The sequence below is a fragment of the Leucobacter rhizosphaerae genome (genome assembly GCF_022919175.1).
Lineage (GTDB): Bacteria > Actinomycetota > Actinomycetes > Actinomycetales > Microbacteriaceae > Leucobacter > Leucobacter rhizosphaerae.
The window spans coordinates 1,615,154-1,631,447 of the sequence record NZ_CP095043.1; the positions used below are offsets into that span (position 1 = coordinate 1,615,154).

The 16,294-nt window shown below is 69.5% G+C and carries 16 protein-coding genes, 2 tRNA genes and 1 pseudogene; 7 read left to right on the forward strand and 12 right to left on the reverse strand.

What is annotated here, in order from left to right:
• Positions 1 to 227 precede the first annotated feature (227 nt).
• Together MUN76_RS07410 and MUN76_RS07415 are read left to right on the forward strand one after the other, a co-directional pair.
• The gene (locus MUN76_RS07410; protein WP_244688496.1) at positions 228 to 1,994 is read left to right on the forward strand and encodes an acetyl/propionyl/methylcrotonyl-CoA carboxylase subunit alpha; all 1,767 of its coding nucleotides are present in this window, start codon (positions 228 to 230) and stop codon (positions 1,992 to 1,994) included.
• 322 nt (positions 1,995 to 2,316) lie between these two features.
• A complete protein-coding gene (locus MUN76_RS07415) occupies positions 2,317 to 3,303 on the forward strand; it encodes an LLM class flavin-dependent oxidoreductase (RefSeq protein WP_244688498.1) in 987 nt (328 codons plus the stop codon).
• Positions 3,304 to 3,372: 69 nt separating this feature from the next.
• Here MUN76_RS07415 and MUN76_RS07420 read toward each other — a convergent pair whose 3' ends face one another.
• Positions 3,373 to 4,377: an SDR family NAD(P)-dependent oxidoreductase gene (locus tag MUN76_RS07420; protein WP_244688500.1), complete on the reverse strand. Its 1,005-nt coding sequence runs from the start codon at positions 4,375 to 4,377 to the stop codon at positions 3,373 to 3,375.
• Positions 4,378 to 4,541: 164 nt separating this feature from the next.
• On the opposite strand from MUN76_RS07420, the gene MUN76_RS07425 reads away from it, so the two are divergent.
• Positions 4,542 to 5,102, forward strand: coding sequence for a TetR/AcrR family transcriptional regulator (locus MUN76_RS07425; RefSeq protein ID WP_244688502.1), 561 nt, complete (start codon positions 4,542 to 4,544; stop codon positions 5,100 to 5,102).
• Positions 5,103 to 5,152: 50 nt separating this feature from the next.
• On the opposite strand, the gene MUN76_RS15620 is transcribed toward MUN76_RS07425, so the two are convergent.
• The 4 genes and pseudogenes from MUN76_RS15620 to MUN76_RS07440 all read right to left on the reverse strand — a co-directional run bounded on the left by MUN76_RS15620 (position 5,153) and on the right by MUN76_RS07440 (position 7,614).
• Entirely contained in the window at positions 5,153 to 5,458 is a 306-nt protein-coding gene (locus tag MUN76_RS15620; RefSeq protein ID WP_429953388.1) for an RNA polymerase sigma factor, read from the reverse strand.
• Between the two features lie 162 nt (positions 5,459 to 5,620).
• Positions 5,621 to 6,390: pseudogene (locus tag MUN76_RS15625) on the reverse strand (RNA polymerase sigma factor); the annotation flags it as partial.
• A gap of 2 nt (positions 6,391 to 6,392) precedes the next feature.
• Positions 6,393 to 6,845 (reverse strand): YciI family protein, encoded by a 453-nt coding sequence (locus MUN76_RS07435; protein ID WP_244688504.1) that lies wholly within the window; start codon positions 6,843 to 6,845, stop codon positions 6,393 to 6,395.
• A gap of 130 nt (positions 6,846 to 6,975) precedes the next feature.
• On the reverse strand, positions 6,976 to 7,614 hold the full coding sequence (locus MUN76_RS07440) for a GNAT family N-acetyltransferase (protein WP_244688506.1): 639 nt from the start codon (positions 7,612 to 7,614) through the stop codon (positions 6,976 to 6,978).
• 197 nt (positions 7,615 to 7,811) lie between these two features.
• Here MUN76_RS07440 and MUN76_RS07445 point away from each other — a divergent pair, with 197 nt between their 5' ends.
• Positions 7,812 to 8,213: a hypothetical protein gene (locus MUN76_RS07445; RefSeq protein WP_244688508.1), complete on the forward strand. Its 402-nt coding sequence runs from the start codon at positions 7,812 to 7,814 to the stop codon at positions 8,211 to 8,213.
• Here the strand turns inward: MUN76_RS07445 and MUN76_RS15540 are convergent.
• A complete protein-coding gene (locus MUN76_RS15540) occupies positions 8,210 to 10,114 on the reverse strand; it encodes an Ig-like domain-containing protein (protein ID WP_283248150.1) in 1,905 nt (634 codons plus the stop codon). The genes MUN76_RS07445 and MUN76_RS15540 overlap by 4 nt on opposite strands.
• A 204-nt stretch (positions 10,115 to 10,318) precedes the next feature.
• On the opposite strand from MUN76_RS15540, the gene MUN76_RS07460 reads away from it, so the two are divergent.
• Together MUN76_RS07460 and MUN76_RS07465 are read left to right on the forward strand one after the other, a co-directional pair.
• A complete protein-coding gene (locus MUN76_RS07460; protein WP_244688509.1) occupies positions 10,319 to 10,897 on the forward strand; it encodes an AAA family ATPase in 579 nt (192 codons plus the stop codon).
• A 47-nt stretch (positions 10,898 to 10,944) separates the two neighbouring features.
• Complete coding sequence (locus MUN76_RS07465) at positions 10,945 to 11,349, forward strand: hypothetical protein (protein ID WP_244688511.1); 405 nt, start codon at positions 10,945 to 10,947, stop codon at positions 11,347 to 11,349.
• 66 nt (positions 11,350 to 11,415) lie between these two features.
• On the opposite strand, the gene MUN76_RS07470 is transcribed toward MUN76_RS07465, so the two are convergent.
• Both MUN76_RS07470 and MUN76_RS07475 read right to left on the reverse strand, forming a co-directional pair.
• Positions 11,416 to 11,489: transfer RNA gene (locus MUN76_RS07470), tRNA-Met, on the reverse strand.
• A 33-nt stretch (positions 11,490 to 11,522) separates the two neighbouring features.
• Positions 11,523 to 11,594 (reverse strand) — tRNA-Thr (locus MUN76_RS07475).
• A gap of 132 nt (positions 11,595 to 11,726) precedes the next feature.
• On the opposite strand from MUN76_RS07475, the gene MUN76_RS07480 reads away from it, so the two are divergent.
• The gene (locus MUN76_RS07480) at positions 11,727 to 12,203 is read left to right on the forward strand and encodes a hypothetical protein (protein WP_244688513.1); all 477 of its coding nucleotides are present in this window, start codon (positions 11,727 to 11,729) and stop codon (positions 12,201 to 12,203) included.
• A 243-nt stretch (positions 12,204 to 12,446) separates the two neighbouring features.
• Here MUN76_RS07480 and MUN76_RS07485 read toward each other — a convergent pair whose 3' ends face one another.
• From MUN76_RS07485 to MUN76_RS07500, 4 genes are read right to left on the reverse strand one after another with little or no spacing between them, the layout of a single operon-like run.
• Positions 12,447 to 13,877, reverse strand: a complete 1,431-nt coding sequence (locus MUN76_RS07485) for an FAD-dependent oxidoreductase (RefSeq protein WP_244688515.1) — start codon at positions 13,875 to 13,877, stop codon at positions 12,447 to 12,449.
• Complete coding sequence (locus tag MUN76_RS07490; protein ID WP_244688516.1) at positions 13,877 to 14,158, reverse strand: (2Fe-2S)-binding protein; 282 nt, start codon at positions 14,156 to 14,158, stop codon at positions 13,877 to 13,879. Before MUN76_RS07490 ends, MUN76_RS07485 begins: the two co-directional genes overlap by 1 nt.
• Positions 14,155 to 15,351 carry an NAD(P)/FAD-dependent oxidoreductase gene (locus MUN76_RS07495; protein WP_244688518.1) on the reverse strand — a complete coding sequence of 399 codons (1,197 nt, stop codon included), beginning with the start codon at positions 15,349 to 15,351 and terminating at the stop codon, positions 14,155 to 14,157. Before MUN76_RS07495 ends, MUN76_RS07490 begins: the two co-directional genes overlap by 4 nt.
• Entirely contained in the window at positions 15,348 to 16,280 is a 933-nt protein-coding gene (locus tag MUN76_RS07500; RefSeq protein WP_244688520.1) for a dihydrodipicolinate synthase family protein, read from the reverse strand. The genes MUN76_RS07495 and MUN76_RS07500 overlap by 4 nt, the downstream gene beginning before the upstream one ends.
• Positions 16,281 to 16,294: the final 14 nt, after the last annotated feature.

Genomic DNA, 16,294 nt, shown 5'->3' on the forward strand with positions numbered 1-16,294 from the left:
GTGATCGTGCTCCAGTGATGGGGGTCGCAAGCGACCGTCGTCGAGCTCAGCGCCCGGGCACACCTCCCTGTGGTGCCGCTCCCAGCGTACTCCGCCGCCCGTCCGCGCGGGAGGCGAATTCTGGAGCGTGCGCCACGCCCCCCGCTGTGAGGACACAACGCGAATCCCGGAAATGTTTGTGCGATATATCCAAGGCTCGGTCCCCGGCCTCCAATAGGCTGGAGCGCATGTCGCGTATTCGTAAAGTGCTCATCGCCAACCGCGGTGAGATCGCCGTCCGCATCATCCGAGCCGCCGCCGACAGCGGGATCGCCTCCGTCGCCGTCTACGCCGACCAGGATCGTGATGCGATGCACGCCCAGCTGGCGGACGAGGCGTACGGCCTCGGCGGCACGACGAGCGCCGAGACGTACCTCGTGATCGACAAGATCCTCGCCGTGGCCCGCCGATCCGGAGCCGACGCCGTGCACCCCGGATACGGCTTCCTCGCGGAGAACGCGGACTTCGCGCGCGCCGTCATCGCCGCGGGTCTGACCTGGATCGGCCCGGGCCCCGACGCGATCGAGCGGCTCGGCGACAAGGTCTCCGCTCGCCACGTCGCGGAGGCCGTGAACGCTCCCCTCGCCCCGGGCACCAGCGATCCGGTGCAGGACGCGTCCGAGGTCATCGCCTTCGCCGACGAGTTCGGACTGCCCGTCGCCATCAAGGCGGCGTTCGGCGGCGGCGGCCGCGGCCTGAAGGTCGCCTACGAGCGTGACGAGATCGCGGAGCTCTTCGATTCCGCCACCCGCGAAGCCATCTCGGCATTCGGTCGTGGCGAGTGCTTCGTCGAGAAGTACCTCGAGAAGCCGCGCCACGTCGAGACCCAGTGCCTCGCCGACCAGCACGGCAACGTCGTGGTCGTGTCGACGCGCGACTGCTCGCTGCAGCGCCGCCACCAGAAGCTCGTCGAGGAGGCGCCCGCGCCGTTCCTCACCGAGGCCCAGAACGCCGAGCTGTACCGGGCGTCGAAGGAGATCCTGCGCGAGGTCGGCTACGTCGGCGCCGGCACCTGCGAGTTCCTCGTCGCCCGCGACGGCACGGTCTCGTTCCTCGAGGTCAACACCCGTCTGCAGGTCGAGCACCCCGTCTCCGAGGAGGTGACCGGGATCGACCTCGTGCGCGAGCAGTTCCGCATCGCCGAGGGCGGCGTCATCGACTACGCCGATCCGGTGGCGCACGGGCACTCCTTCGAGTTCCGCCTCAACGGCGAGGATCCCGGGAACGGCTTCCTCCCCGCGCCCGGCCCCGTCACGCTGTTCAAGGCGGCCTCCGGCCCCGGCGTGCGCGTCGATACCGGTGTCGCTTCCGGCGACGTCGTGTCGGGATCCTTCGACTCGATGCTCGGCAAGCTGATCGTGACCGGTGCCACCCGCGAGCAGGCGCTCGAGCGCGCGCGCCGCGCCCTCGACGAGTTCGAGGTGCTCGGCCTGCCCACCGTGCTGCCGTTCCACCGGAAGATCGTGCGCGATCCCGCGTTCACCGCGCCCGACGGGGAATTCGGCGTGTACACGCTGTGGATCGAGAACGAGTTCGTGAACGACCTCGAGCCCTGGGAGGGCGAGCTGCAGGCGCTCGCGACCGATCCGAAGCGCCAGACGGTGGTCGTCGAGGTCGCGGGGCGTCGCGTCGAGGTCACCATGCCCGCCACGCTGCTGCCGCTCGTGGATCAGGACGTCACACGCGGACCGGCGCCGAAGCGCGCGAAGGGGGCCGGGATCTCCACGACAACCGGCGACTCGGTCGCGGCTCCGATGCAGGCGACCGTCGTGAAGGTCGCGGTCGACGAGGGCCAGTCGGTCACCGAGGGCGACCTGGTCGTGGTGCTCGAGGCGATGAAGATGGAGCAGTCGATCTACGCGCACCGCGACGGTGTCGTGCAGGGCGTGGACGCTCCGGTCGGGCAGACGGTGCCGAACGGGCATCAGCTGCTCGCGATCGTCGATCCGGCCTAGGGGCGGGCGCCTCGGGGCTGAGCGGCCCCGGGTCCCGGGGCCGCTCGCCCGGGGATCCCGAATCGACGGACCCCGGACCTCGGGCTCACTCGCACGGGGATCCTTGCGGGGTCACTTTGGTGGGGTCCTTCGGCCTCGCGACCCCTCACAACTGACCCCGCAAGGATCCCGCCTCGAGTGAACGGAGAAGACCCTCCGCCGGATCGCCGGGTTGCACTGCGCTCACTCGGGATGTGGGTGCGTGGAATCCACGGGGCTGGCGTGTGCATCTCACGCACAGCCGCCGGGGAATAGCGTGCGGGGATCCCGCGTTCTTCCCCCTATGACCGCAACCCCGCTCTCGATCCTCGATCTCGCCACAGTCGAAGCGGACGGCAGCATCGCCGACGCGTTCCGCCACTCCGTCGACATCGCGCAGCTCGCCGAACGCAGCGGGTACACGCGGGTGCTCTATGCCGAGCATCACAACATGCCCTCGATCGCCTCGAGCGCCACCTCGGTGCTCATCGCGCACATCGCCGCGCACACCGAGTCGATCGGCCTCGGCGCCGGCGGCGTGATGCTGCCGAACCACTCACCGCTCGTGATCGCCGAGCAGTTCGGCATGCTCGCCGAGCTGCACCCGGGCCGGATCGGCCTCGGTCTCGGCCGCGCCCCCGGCACCGATGGCGCCACCTTCCGCGCCCTGCGACGCACGTACGAGGCCGCCGAGAGCTTCCCGAACGACGTGCTCGAACTCCAGCGCTACCTCTCCGACGACCAGCCCCGCACCGCGGTGAATGCCTACCCGGGGCGCGGCACGAAGGTTCCGCTCACGATCCTCGGTTCGAGTCTCTTCGGCGCGAGCCTCGCAGCGCAGCTCGGCCTCCCCTACTCCTTCGCGTCGCACTTCGCCCCGCAGTCGCTCACCGCCGCGGTGCAGCACTACCGCGCGAACTACGTGCCGAGCGCGGCCCACCCCGAGCCGTACGTGAGCGCCGGCGTCAACGTCGTCGCGGCCGAGACGGACGAGGCCGCGGAGGCGCTGTTCGCGCGCACCGAGGTGGATCGGATCCGCCGGTTCCTCTCCCGCGGTCGCGAGCAGGAGCTCACGACCGACGAGGCCTCCCAGCTCTTCGACACCCCCGCGGCGACCGAGATCCGGGGCATGCTGAAGTACACCGCGATCGGCGGTCGGGATCGGGTGCGGAGCGAGCTCGAGGCCTTCGCAGCTTTCGCGGACGCCGACGAACTCGTCACGGTGCACGCCGCACCGACGCGGGCGGAGCAGCTCGCGTCGGTGCAGATCGCGGCGCCCGAAGCGTCCTAGGCCGGAAACGGGCGCGGGATCCGGCGCAGGATCACTTCCCCGCCCCGGATCCCGCGTCCGATCCCCCGCCTACTGCACCGACCAGCCGCCGTCCGACGGCAGGATGGCGCCGTTGATGTTCACGCCGTCATCGCTGAGCAGGAAGGTGATCGACGCCGCGAGCTGCTCCGGCGTCGCGAGCGACGGGATCGAGGACTGGAACGGCTGCAGCCGCGCGCTGCCCGCCTCAGAGACGTTCGGGGGGAAGGGGATCCCGGTCGCGACGCCGCCCGGCGCGATCGCGTTGATGCGGAGCCCCTGCGTGGCGTACATGAACGCGGCGCTCTTCGTCAGCCCGATCACCCCGTGCTTCGACACCGTGTAGGCATTGCCCGACGCGCTGCCGCGGAGACCGGCCTCCGACGACACGTTCACCACGGACCCCTGCCCGGCCGCGAGCATCAGCGGCACGACCGCGCGGGTGAGCTTGAACACCCCCGTCAGGTTGATCCCGATGACCCGGTCCCAGATCGCGTCGCTCGTCTCGTGGATCGGCGAGAAGTCATCGTTGATGCCGGCGACATTCGCGAGCCCGTCGATGCGATCCCCGGCAGCCGCGACCACCCGGTCGATGTCGCCCTGATCGGTGACGTCGGCGCGCACCGCGACCACGGCGCCCTCCGGGAACGATCCGGCGAGCTCGTCCAGCTTCTCGGCCGAGACGTCGACGGCGACGACGCGGCCGCCCTCGCGGACGATCCGCGACGCCGTCGCACGCCCGATCCCGCTCGCGGCACCGGTGACGATGACCGTGCGCCCGTCGAACCGCCCCGTGCTGACGCGCTCCTGCCACCCGGTGGGGGCCGTCTCCTCCGGGATCTCCCCGCCGTTGACGGAGCGGACGAGATCGTCGATGACCGACTGCGGCATCGTGCCCTGGCTCAGCGCCACGAGCTGCTGCAGCGGGAGCGCTCGCACCGGATCGAGTGACGCGGCATCGGCGCCCGTCTGCGCGAGCAGGCCGCTGATCGCGGCACCGCCCTCGGGATGATCGAGCCAGTCGCCGATCGAAGAGTGAGCCGTAAGCGTGGTCATGGTGCCTCCAACTGTGCAGGGCAGCCGAGATCCGGCCGCCGACCGAGTGTCTTCCGCGCCAGCATACTCCGACACTTGTCGGAGAAACAGGTCGTGACCCTCGAATTCGCTGCGAGCACACCCGGAATGGCGCCGCACCCCGCACGCCTGGCACAATCCAGGGTATGGATCCCCGAGCCGCCCGCACCCGCGCGTCACTGCAGCGGGCGATCCTGGACCTCGCCGCCGAGCGGCCGATCGGCGAGATCCCGGCCACCGAGATCGTCGCGCGGGCCGGGGTGAACCGCAGCAGCCTCTATCAGCACTTCGAGGATCGCGAAGAACTCCTCGCGAGCGCGCTCGAATCCATCGAGGTCGCCCACACCCGCATCGACCACCCCGTCACGCTCTCCGGAGGGGCGGAGCCGCCACCCGAGCTGCAGCGCTTCGTCGCGCACTTCGCGGAGTACGCCGCGGTGTACCGGACCGCACTCGGCCCGCACGGGTCCGCACGGGTCGCGACGCGCGTCCGCGCCCGCATCACCGCCGTCGTGCACGAGGGCATCATGCTCTCCGCGCCGGGGTCCGGGGGCGCGCTGCCGATCGAGGTCGAGGCCGCCGGCACCGCGGGGGCGCTGCTCGGGATCATCGAGGAGTGGATCCGCCGCGACCCCATGCCGAGCACCGACACGGCGACGGCCTGGCTCTGGGGCTATTTGCGCGCTGCGAGATCGCCGAGCCACTGAGGGGCACCGGATCCCGCAGCGGACCCGCGCACTGGCGACTGACGACGCACTCAGCCCTGAGGCGCGCCGAGCGCCGCGGCCTTGGACCGGAGCACCGTCGCCTGGCGCTCATTCCCCGTCCGACGCGCGGCCCGCAACAGCTCGTCCCGCGCCTCGTCGGAGCGCCCCAGCCGCGCGAGGAGCTCGCCCCGCACACTCGGCAGCAGGTGCGTGTCCCGCAGCGACGGGTGATCCCGAAGCGCATCGACGAGCTCGAGCGCCTCAGCCGGGCCGCTCGCCATCGACACGGCGACGGCCCGGTTGAGCTCCGCCACCGGGTTCGGCGCGATCCGGCACAGCGCCTCGTACAGGATCACGATCCGCTCCCAGTCCGTGTCCGCGAACGTGCGCGCCTCGGCGTGGCACTGCGCCACCGCCGCCTGCAGCGCGTAACTGCCGCGTGTGCGTCCGAGCGCGTCGGCCCGAGCAAGCGCCGCCGACCCGCGCGCGATCTGGGCACGATCCCACCGTGCGCGCACCTGGTCGGCGAGCAGCACCGGGGTGCCGTCGGAGTCGACTCGCGCCGCGAAGCGGGAGGCCTGGAACTCCATGAGCGCCACGAGTGCGTGGGCGTCGGGCTCCTGGGGGCCATGGCCGAGAGCATACGGCCCAGGCGCAGGGCCTCCTGCGTCAGGTCGGTGCGCAGCCATGAGGATCCGGTCGTCGCGGCGTACCCCTCGGTGAACAGCAGGTAGACCACCCCGAGCACCGCGGAGAGGCGCTCGGGCCACTCCGCGGGATCCGGAGCCTCGAACGGCACCCGAGCCGCCGCAAGCGTCTTCTTCGCGCGGGTGATCCGGGCCTGGACCGTCGGCACCGAGACGAGCAGCACCCGCGCGATCTCCTGCGTCGTGAGCCCGCTCACGACCTTGAGCGTGAGCGGGATCTGGGCCTCGCGGCTCAGCACGGGGTGGCACGCGGTGAAGATCAGCCGGAGCACGTCGTCGCCGATCGGTTCCCAGGCCACCTCCCTCACCTCCTCGAGGTCGTGCGCGATCGCGTCGGTGCGATCCGCGAGCGCCGAGCGCCGCCAAGCGTCGATCGCACGCCGTTTGGCGACCATGGTGAGCCACGCCCCCGGGTTTCGCGGGGTACCAGCGTTCGGCCATTGCTCGAGCGCCTCGATCAGCGCGTCCTGGGCGAGATCCTCGGCGAACCCGAAGTCGCCCGTCACCCGAGCGAGGGTTGCGACGATGCGCGAGCTCTCGATGCGCCAGACCGCCTCGATCGCCCGCGCACTGTCGGTCATCGTCAGGAGGACTCGGTGCCGGCCGACTGCTCGCGGAGCTCCTCGCCCCGGCGGCGGAGTTCCGGCTCGTTTTTGATGTAATCGTTGTCGGCGTAGTCGGCGAAGTCGGTCTCGTCGGTGATCCGGCGCACCTCGATTTTGTTGCCCGGCCCGAGCGGCGCCCGCGACGCCCACTCAACGGCTTCCTCCTGCGTGGCGACCTGGATCGTCCAGAAGCCGTTGAAGAGCTCGTGGACCTCACCGTAGGGACCGTCGGTGACGATCGGGGCGTCGGCGGTGAACTCAACCACGGCGCCCTTCGTGGCGTCGGTAAGACCGTCGCCCCCGATCAGGATCCCCGCGTTGGTCATGGCCTCGTTGTAGGCGCCCATCGCGTTGATCACGGCCTCGAAGTCCATGTCTTCGAAGCTCTCGACGGATCCGCTGTTGCGCATGATCAGCATGTACTTTGCCATGGTCTCTTCTCCTCAATCGACGGGGCACCCTGCCCCTCTACTATTACGTCGAACGGGGCAAAAGGAAATCGACACCGGCCAGGGAATTTTTTTGGGACCGATGAAATCGTGATGCAGTCACGCGCACGTGTCAGGCAGGATCCCGCCAGTAGGTCTGCACGACCTGGCCTCCCGCAAGCCGCACGAGCCCGTGCGGCCGATATCCGAGCGCTTCGTACCGGAGATCGTTCGCGGGATTCGATGACTCGAGGTAGGTCGGGATCCCCGCGGCGTCGAAGTGACGGAGTGCGGAGGCGAGGAGGGCCATGCCGGCCCCGCGCCCGCGAACGGTCGGGGCGACCGCGAGCAGCGTGAGGTATGCGTGGGGGACGTCGGGTCGGGCCTCGGCGAATCGACCGCTGCCCTCGGCGAGCGCGGCGGCGGCGTCCTCACCGAGCAGATCGCGCACGAGTGCGTCATACCTCTCCGCCGACTCCTCGCGGATCTCCGCGGCGCCGGGCGGAAACCATACCGCGACCGCGCCGATCCGCGCGTCGGAGTCCTCGGCGACCAGCGAGTCCGGGAACCGCAAGGCCTCGGCGACGACGAAGCGCCAGTACGCGCGCGCCTGCTCGCGACGACGCGCGACGTCGGGGAACGCGGGTCCCCACACCGGATCGTCGAAGAAGGCGTCCGCGAGCACCTCGGCCATCGCGTCGGCGTCGGCCGAGGTCGCGGGGCGCGGATCCCGACCGAGTGGTGCAGGGGCAGGGGTGGATCGTTCGGTCACGGCATGCTCCAGGGGTGCGAGTGGGAGGGACACGGGTCGCGCGAAGACGTGTTCCACACGAATCGACCGGCCCCTCAGGGCCCCTTGCAGCGTACGATGCCGGCACCGCTCGCCGGAAGTGCCACCCGCACACGAGTGGACCGATCGCGCGCGCCCCGCGCACGCGCGATCGCACCATGACCGCGTACCCTGGAGTGATGCCCTCCCGATACGACGCCGCCCTCCACCTCGACATCCCGCTCGAGATGGCCAGGCGGCACGGGATCCCGGCTCAGATCAGTCAGGCGGAGCTCGACGAGATCGACGCGCACCCGCCGGCCTGGCTGGCGCAGTCACGGGCGAACCGCACCGGCAAGCGCCCCGTGTGGGCCACGCTCGCGTGCGCCCTGTGCGACACCGTCGAACGCGAGCGTCCGAAGAAGTGGTGGCCGGAGTTCACGTTCCTTTTCTGCGACGACCACGAGGCCTCGCAGTTGCCGTCACCCGCCGATCCCGCCGCGAGGCGCACGTTCGTCTACGGCATCGGATCCCGCTTCACCGGGGTCGTCGACTCCGTGGAGCAGACCGACGACCCCGGTCGCGGCGCGCAGCGGGCCTAGCGACCCGACCGCACGAGGCGCTGCGACCACCGCGCCGCCACGAGGCTCAGTCCGCCGGCCAGCAGCACCCCCGCTGCGAGGAGCCCGGCACCGAGGTCCCCACCCGTGGTCGGCAGCGGCGTCGGCTTCGGAGCCACCGCTGCGGTCGTCTGCGTGACCGGCGCGCTCGTCGACGGGAGGAACAGCTCGTTGCCCGCGTAGACCGCGTCGATGGTGTGCGAGCCGGGATCCAGCGTCACCGCACCGAACGCGACCGACACGGACGGCGCATTCCGAGCGGACACCTCGATCGTCTCGACGACCGTTCCGTCGACCCGCAGCGACAGCGTGCCGGCCGGGCTCAGCAGGCTGCTGCTGCCGCTGAGGGTGACCACCGGTGCGATCGCGACGTTCGACGCGTTCGGGTTCGGTGCGGTCGCGACGGAGACGGACGTCTGCCCCTTCGCGATGTCGACCGGCACCTCGTCCGACGCGGACGGAGCGAAGAAGGTGTCACCGCTGTAGGTGGCGGTGAGCTCGTAGTCGCCGGGAACGAGGTCGTCATCGAGGGCGAACGTCGCGATCCCGTCCTGGAGCGTCGCGGTCGCGATCAGCGCGCTCCCCGACCACAGTTCGACCGTTCCGGTGGCGAGCCCGATCACCGGGCCGACCGGCTGCACCGCCGCGGTGAGTCGGGTGTCCCCGAACTCGGGCTCCCCGTCGACCAGCAACCCGACCGTCGTCGGGGCGCGGTCGACCGTGATCGATCCTGTGCCCGTCGACGCCTCGAACGGGGCGTCGACCACAGGGGTGTAGGCCAGCGCCAGCGCGGTGTCGCCCGGCGGCAGGTCGGAGAGCACCACCGTCGCCACACCGTTGACGACGTCGCCCGAGAAACCGGTGCCGTCGGCGGTGACCGTCACCGTGCCACTTGCGACCGTGACGGTCGGATCGGTGGTGTTCGTCACCGTGACCTCGACCGTCGCGTCTTCACCGAAGACCGGCGACCCGACCGTGCTGGCGCTCAGCGCGGTGTCATAGGACTGCACGTAGCTGATCTGCACCATCGGTTCGGTTTCAGGATCCGCCGTGCCGATCGATCCCTCGAGGTCCGTGAGGATCGATCCGCCGCCGGCACCGCCGCCACCACCCGCGCCCAGGTTCACCGGGACGCCGGGGTGCGCGCCGGCGAATCCGCCGCCACCGCCCTGGCCGAGTGCTCCGGCGCCACCGCCGCCACCGCCGCCGCCGAAGAGAATGACGTCGCCGCCGTCGGTGCCGTTGCCGTCGAGCCCCTGGTCGACCAGCCCGCCCACGCCGGGGATCAAGCAGTCGGGTGCCGCGACGCCGGGTGCACCGTTGACGTCACCCGCGCCGCCAGTGCCGCCGAAGCAGAAGCCGAAGATGCCGCGACCGCCGCCGCCGCCACCGCCCGCGCCGAGGGCCACCGGTGAGGTGTCGCCCTGGACGACGATGGCGGAGGATCCGCCACCGCCACCGCCGGGCCGCGAGAGCAGCGAGCCGAAGCCGCCGTCGCCGCCGGAGGTGTACCCCCAGCCGCCGTCACCGGGCAACCCGATGGTCGGGGTGCCGTTCTCGGTGTCGTCCTCGTTCAGGCCCACGCCGCCCGGTTCGGCGACGTAGATGTCGAGCGTCTGCCCGGCGGTGACGTCGATGGATCCGGTGACCTCATGTGCGAGGCCACCCGCACCGCCGTTCAGGCCACCGCCCTTGCCGCCGGCGGCGCCGACGACGACGTAGTCGAGGGTCTCCACCCCCGACGGCACCTCGAAGATCTGGGCGACGTTGCCGTCGTACGCGTAGGTCACCACGGTGACGGGGGATGCGGCCTGCGCGATCGACGCCGTGCCGAAGACGCTCCCCATCACCGCGAGCGCCACCGCACCCGTGGATGCGATCACCCGCCGTGCGGTCACGAGCCGGCGACGCCGGGATCCGTCTCGGTGTTCCTGCTGAAATGCGCGCGCTGCACTCACTGTCGCCCCTCCGACGAACCCCACATGGTCTGCCCCCACAGTAGGGCCCAAGGTGGACCCAGTCAACGATTTCCTGCGCGGCGCGAGGGAGCTGCCGGGCGGCGCGCACGGGTGACGTACACTCACCTCGTGCAGATCGTGATCTCAGGGACCCACTCGAGCGGCAAGAGCACGCTGGTCTCTGACGTCACGATGCGGCACCCAGGGTTCGAGGTGCTGCCGGACCCGTTCGAGCTCATCGACGAGGCCTGGGATCGGCCGAGCGTCGGCATGTTCCTCGCGCAGCTTACACTCGCGGCATCTCGACTCGCGCCGGATTCCGCGAGACTTCCCACCGCCGACCGGATCGCGGAGCGCGGGCCGCTCGACTTCCTGGCGTACCTGCTCGCGCTCGAGGACCTGGCGGGGGTCGACCTCGCCGCAGACTTCCTCAAGCGCGCCCGGCACCTGGCCGCAGATGCCATGCGTCACGTCGATCTGCTGGTCGTGCTGCCGCTCACGCACGACGACGCGCTCGCGCCGGGCGCCGAGGAGGACCTCGAGCTGCGAGCCGCTATGAACGAGGTGCTGCTCGAGCTGGTCGAGGATCCGGAGCTCTGCGGCCCGGGCACGACGGTCGTCGAGATCTTGGGCGACCCGGCAGCGCGGTGCGCGGAGCTGGAGCGGCTCGTCGCCGGGTGGCGGGCGAAGCGGGTGGGGCGGACCTGAGGGTCGATCCACTCAGTGCCCCAGCACCCGCGTGGGATACTGATGCCGTGTCTCGCATCAGTGGTCGATCCCTTGGCGTGTGGAGCCTGCGGCTCGATGCCGCCTACTGCCTGATCCTCGGGATCCTCGTCGCGGCCAGCGCGCCGCAGATCGCGACCGTCGTTGCGCTCCCGGTGCCCCTTCTCCTGACGACCGGACTCATCGTCGTCGTGTGGTCCGGGCTGGTGCTCTGGATGGTGTTCCGAATGCGGCTCCGGCTCGCGCTCGGACTGGTGCTCGGCGTCAACGTCGTCGCCGCTTCGCTGATCGCGGCCGCGGCGCTCACGGCGTCGGGCACGCTCATCGTGATCGCGGTGCTGGCGGTCGCACTCGACGTCGCGCTCTTCGCGGTGAGCCAGGTGGTGGCGATCCGCAGGATCGCTGCGCAGGCCGCGACCGTTGCCGTCGCGTAGACCCGGCACGACTCCCCGAATACGCGAAAACCCCCGGCGGACCAGGGGTTTCTGCGTGACTCTCCGTAGCTGAGGCGGGGCTCGATCCCGCGACCTCACGATTATGAGTCGTGCGCTCTAACCAGCTGAGCTACTCAGCCACACTGCGATTCCAGAGAATCGTAGAGAGTCAGAGCCCCGACCGGGATTTGAACCCGGGACCCCTTCCTTACCATGGAAGTGCTCTACCACTGAGCTATCGGGGCGTGGCCACCGTGCGATGACAACCGTTCGAGAATAGCACTTTTCGCATCTCAATGCGAAATCTGCTTGGCTAGGAGATGCTGCCGCGTGTCGCCCGCTTTCGGGCGCCGCGAACCCCCGATAGAGGAGCACGATTGAACAGCCGCGTAGTGGCCATCACCGGACCGATCCTGGCGCTGTGGATGGCCGCCGGTCACTGGATCTTCGGCATCGGCGGGCCGCTGACCTGGTGGTACGTGCCGACCATCGGGGTCGCGTTCGCGGCGCTGCAGCTGTGGCTGGCGCGCCGATTGCGGGTGACGCGGGATCGCGGCCGCCGCACGAGCCGGAGCACGGTCGTCAGCCTGATCCTCGCCTGGGTCTGCGCGGTCGGGTTCGGGCTCACGGTGCCCAACAGCGTCGACGGGCAGCTGGTCTCGATCCTGAGCCTCGCGGCGGGGTCCGGGTTCTCCGCGGAGATGTCGATCGCCCTCTGCAACCCGTTCGGGATCCTCGCGTTTGCACTCGCGATCGTGTCGCTCGCGTTCGCCTTCGCTGACGCGCGCGATCCGAAGCCCGAGGAGGACGAGGATTTCGGGGAGACCCCGATGGTGCCGCACCCGCTTGCCTAGGTCTGTCGCCCAACTCGGTGCGTGAGCGATTTCTGGTGCAGAACCAGGACTTCTTCCCGGAAATCGCTCACACCAGCTCTTCAGCCCCCGCGTCCGCTCCAACATCGGGCACCCCCTTCTCGCGTGTGCGATTTCTGGTGAGTGGGCCGCGAGCGCAGAACAGATACCGCTCTCACGAGCTCGAGTGGTCACCACTCAGGAGGGGCACCCCCGGATGCGCTCCTCTCACCGCACGGTCGCGTCTCAGTCCGACGTCGATCCGAGCATGCGATAGGTGCTGAGGGGCACCGGTTTGACCGGCACATGAGCCGTGAAGTATCCGGCGTCCGCCACCGCGATCCCTCGTGCGGCGGCGACGCGAGTCGCGACCGTGCCCTCGCAGTACCGACCCTGACAGGGGCCCATTCCACTTCGACACTCGAGCTTGGCCGCATTTGCCGTTGAGATAAACGGGTTGGCCCGCAGCGCCGTATCGAGGCTGCCGGAATCGACCAGTTCGCAGCGGCACACGGTGGTGCCTTCGGGATCGGACAGATGCCCTAGGGCCTCTCGGTTCGGCTCGAACATGGCCTGCACTACAGCGGAGAATCGGCCGCTCGAACTCAGCGCCCGGTGTGCACGACGAAGCAACCGGGGGTGATCGCTGGCTGAGCTGCCGAGAGATTCCGCGATGTGCAACCCGGCGATTCGACCCTCGGCACGTGATTGTTCAGCCCCCGCCACCCCGGTCGGTTCACCTGCCACGAAGATGTCAGCTGCGGTCGACGCGAACCGTTCGTCAGTGACGACAGTCCACCCTCCCAGGCGGGAGTTCCAGCGCATCTCACAGCCGGCCTGGCGAGCAAGATCAGTCGCCGGAGAGAATCCGTATCCCAGCAGCAGCAGGTCGCCGGATACCTCGCGCTCGGGGCCCACCCGATGCCACGCGGGATCGACCTGAGTCAGCCGCGCGCCGGTCACTGCCGCCCCACCTGTGGCGGCCGTCACAATGGTGCGGGTCGTCACCTTCACACCCCGCGACACGACGCGCGCTGCGGCGCGGCCCGCCTCGGCGAAGATCTCGAAGTGCCCGGGTGCGGCGGAAAGCGCGGCACCCATTTCACTCGCACGAGGCAACCCGCGCGCGAACGCAATCTCAGTGATCTCAGCCCCTGCTTGCAGCAACTGATCCGCCGCGATCAACAGCAGCGGATGGGATCCTGCGAGAATCACCCGCCGTCCGGCGAGCACCTTCTGACTCTTCAACAGTGTCTGCGCAGCGCCCACCGTCATCACTCCGGGTTTCGTCCATCCCGGGAACGCCACGGGCAGGTCGTACGACCCAGTCGCGATCAAGATGCGTTTCGCGGGGATGAGCTCTCCACCGGTCGCCGCACTGACGCCCACGTTGAGCCGTACCGCGCTTCCCTCGCGATCGCGCATGATGCCGAAGGCTGTACTGCGGTAGAGGACTCGGATATTCGGATGTGCATCGAAGCGCGCAATGAGATCGGGTGCCCAACGATAGGGGCGAGTGGCGCGCGACCCGCCGAAGCTCTCGGGAGTGCGCCGGAAGATCTGGCCGCCCGCCGCGGCTTGCTCGTCGACCACGACAACCTCGAGGCCGCACTCCGCGGCCGCGAGCGCACCGGCCATGCCGGCGGGGCCGGCTCCGATCACCACCAGGTCGACCATCAGCTGGCCTCGTTCCGCGTGACGCGCATGCCGTCGCACACGTCGCGAAGGCAGGACCGCACGAGAGGTTCTCCATCGACGGTCACCACGCAGTCGAAGCACGTTCCCATGTTGCAGAGCGGTAGTCGTGGCTCCCCGTTCCGGGCTATGCCGAATGCCGCGACGTTCGCTGCCAGCAGCGCCGCGGCGACGGTTTCTCCCTCGTGGGCGACGACCGGATCGCCGTCGAATTCGAACTCGACGGTCGGTCCCCGCTGAGCCGGGATCCGCGATGCGCTCATGCGTGTTCCTCCTGATATCTCTGGGGACGGAAGCTGGAGAGGTCGGTTGCTGGGAGACGGCCCGCGACGAGGTCCGTGAGCACTTCCGCGAAACTCGGGCCGAGGGTGAAGGCCGATCCACCGGTCGCAACGAACACACCGGGTGCACCGGGCACCGGTCCGACGAGCGGGAGCTGATCGGGCGTGACGGTGGTCGTCCCGACCCAACTGCGGAGTGCGGGGATGCGTCCCAGTTGAGGAACGACGGCGATGGCGGCGTCGATGTTGCCGGCGAGTGATTCCCGCATGAACTCCGGCCGTGTGGCGAAGTCAGGTTGCCCATCGGCTGCGCGAAGGAGCCTTGCTGCCCAGCCCCCGCCGATCAGCACATTGCCATCGGGCACCTGCTTCAAGGAGAGTCGGGTGCCGGCGTGCTGCACCAGATGGGCGATGAACGAGGGCGTCCGCACACTCGCCGTCATGGTGAGTGCGAGCGGGATCGTCGGAAGCACCGCATCGACCATATCCCCGAGAGCCGTCGTCCACACTCCCGCGGCGATGACCACGGCCTTCGCGTGCACTTCTCGGGTGGTCCGATGCTCGGCGACGCCCTCGGCGAGCGTGGCTCGCCAACCCGACCCGTCCCGACGCAGCGAGGTCACCTCGCACCGACTTCTGATGTCAGCACCCGCTCGGATCGCCGCACGCGCGAGCGCCGGGGCCGCGGTGCGGGTGTCCGCCTTCCCCTCGAGCGGGCAGAACGCCGCCGCGACGATCGATTCGGAAAGATACGGAGCGATCTCACGCGCTTCGCTCCCGTCGAGCATCTGGACGTCCAACCCCCACGCGCGCTCGATCTCGGCCTTCTGCTCGAGCAGTCGGGCCTGTGCCGTGGTTTCGGCGAGCATGAACCCTCCGGTTCGACGCACATCAATCGCCTCACCGGTCTCTTCGGCGAGCCGGCTCCACAGGCGAGCCGCATCGAGATGCAACGGCATTGCTTCCGCAGCCTTCCGCGCCGCCTCGATGCCGTGCTCCATCATGCGGTACTCGAGCTGGTAGTGCAGGCTTCCCGCGTTCTGTCCCGAGGCGTGCTGATTGATCTGATCCCGCTCGGCGAGCATCACGGTGCCACCGTCGCGCGCGATCATCCACGCGGTGGCGCACCCGAGCAAACCGCCGCCGATGACGAGCGCATCGACCCGCGAGCTCATGGCACCGGCTGGGTCTCGATACCCAGCCCCTGGAGTGTGCGAGCGACGCGGTCCACCTCCTCGGCGGTGAGCTCGAGGAGCGGATCCCGCACGTAACCCGCTGGAACTCCCCGGAGTTTCAGTGCCGTCTTCATGATGGCCTGCTGATTGCCGAACTGCGCCCCGTAGTCGGGGTGAAACCACGAGAGCATCAGCACCCGATCGCGCTCTCCCAAGGCGATCGCACGCGCACGATCCCCGGCTGCAATCGCCCGCCAGAAGTCGGGTTGGTCAGCACCGAGGACCCCTCCGGAGCCCATGAGCCCATCTCCGTGACCGAGCAGAGCGAGATCTGCACCGAGCTCGCTGCTGGGCAGTCCGAAGTAACGAACTCTCGATTCCAACCGATACATGCCGTCCAGGAAGGCGGAGAAGTCACCCGTCGAGTTCTTGACGGCCACGACGTGTTCGAGGTCGGCCAACTCATCGAGAAGCTCGACACCCATGTCGACCACACAGCCACGCGGCCAGTTGTAGACGGTGATCGGAATGTCCGTCGCGTCGGACACGGCACGATAGAACGCGACGATCTCCCGCCGATTCGGCACAACATAGGGCGGTGGCGTCAGCAGGATCCCATCGAGACCGGCGCGCTCTGCGGCATGCGCGTGGGCGATGGCTTCGGCCGCGGTGAACGCGTTGCATGCGCCGATCACCACCAGATCGTCGGATCGGAAGGCCGCACCGGCGGCGAAGAGCGACGCGCGTTCCTCCGAGGACAGACTGAACCACTCCCCGCTGGTTCCCGCGAGAATGACGCCGTGCATGCGCTCCGCGACGAGCCAGCTCATTTGCTCGGCGAATGCATCGAGATCGAGCGCACCCGTTTGGGAGAAGGGGGTGGTGATCGCCGGGATGTACCCGGTCCAGTTCACCGAACTGCGATCCATGAGTGGCCTTTCTG

Excerpts from the sequence above, each read along its gene's own strand:
- MUN76_RS07420 (WP_244688500.1), bottom strand. The coding sequence starts at position 4,377 with ATGACCACGCTTACGGCTCACTCTTCGATCGGCGACTGGCTCGATCAT.
- MUN76_RS07415 (WP_244688498.1), top strand. The coding sequence starts at position 2,317 with ATGACCGCAACCCCGCTCTCGATCCTCGATCTCGCCACAGTCGAAGCG.
- MUN76_RS07445 (WP_244688508.1), top strand. The coding sequence starts at position 7,812 with ATGCCCTCCCGATACGACGCCGCCCTCCACCTCGACATCCCGCTCGAG.
- MUN76_RS07410 (WP_244688496.1), top strand. The coding sequence starts at position 228 with ATGTCGCGTATTCGTAAAGTGCTCATCGCCAACCGCGGTGAGATCGCC.
- MUN76_RS07435 (WP_244688504.1), bottom strand. The coding sequence starts at position 6,845 with ATGGCAAAGTACATGCTGATCATGCGCAACAGCGGATCCGTCGAGAGC.
- MUN76_RS07425 (WP_244688502.1), top strand. The coding sequence starts at position 4,542 with ATGGATCCCCGAGCCGCCCGCACCCGCGCGTCACTGCAGCGGGCGATC.
- MUN76_RS07500 (WP_244688520.1), bottom strand. The coding sequence starts at position 16,280 with ATGGATCGCAGTTCGGTGAACTGGACCGGGTACATCCCGGCGATCACC.
- MUN76_RS07495 (WP_244688518.1), bottom strand. The coding sequence starts at position 15,351 with ATGAGCTCGCGGGTCGATGCGCTCGTCATCGGCGGCGGTTTGCTCGGG.
- MUN76_RS07490 (WP_244688516.1), bottom strand. The coding sequence starts at position 14,158 with ATGAGCGCATCGCGGATCCCGGCTCAGCGGGGACCGACCGTCGAGTTC.
- MUN76_RS07485 (WP_244688515.1), bottom strand. The coding sequence starts at position 13,877 with ATGGTCGACCTGGTGGTGATCGGAGCCGGCCCCGCCGGCATGGCCGGT.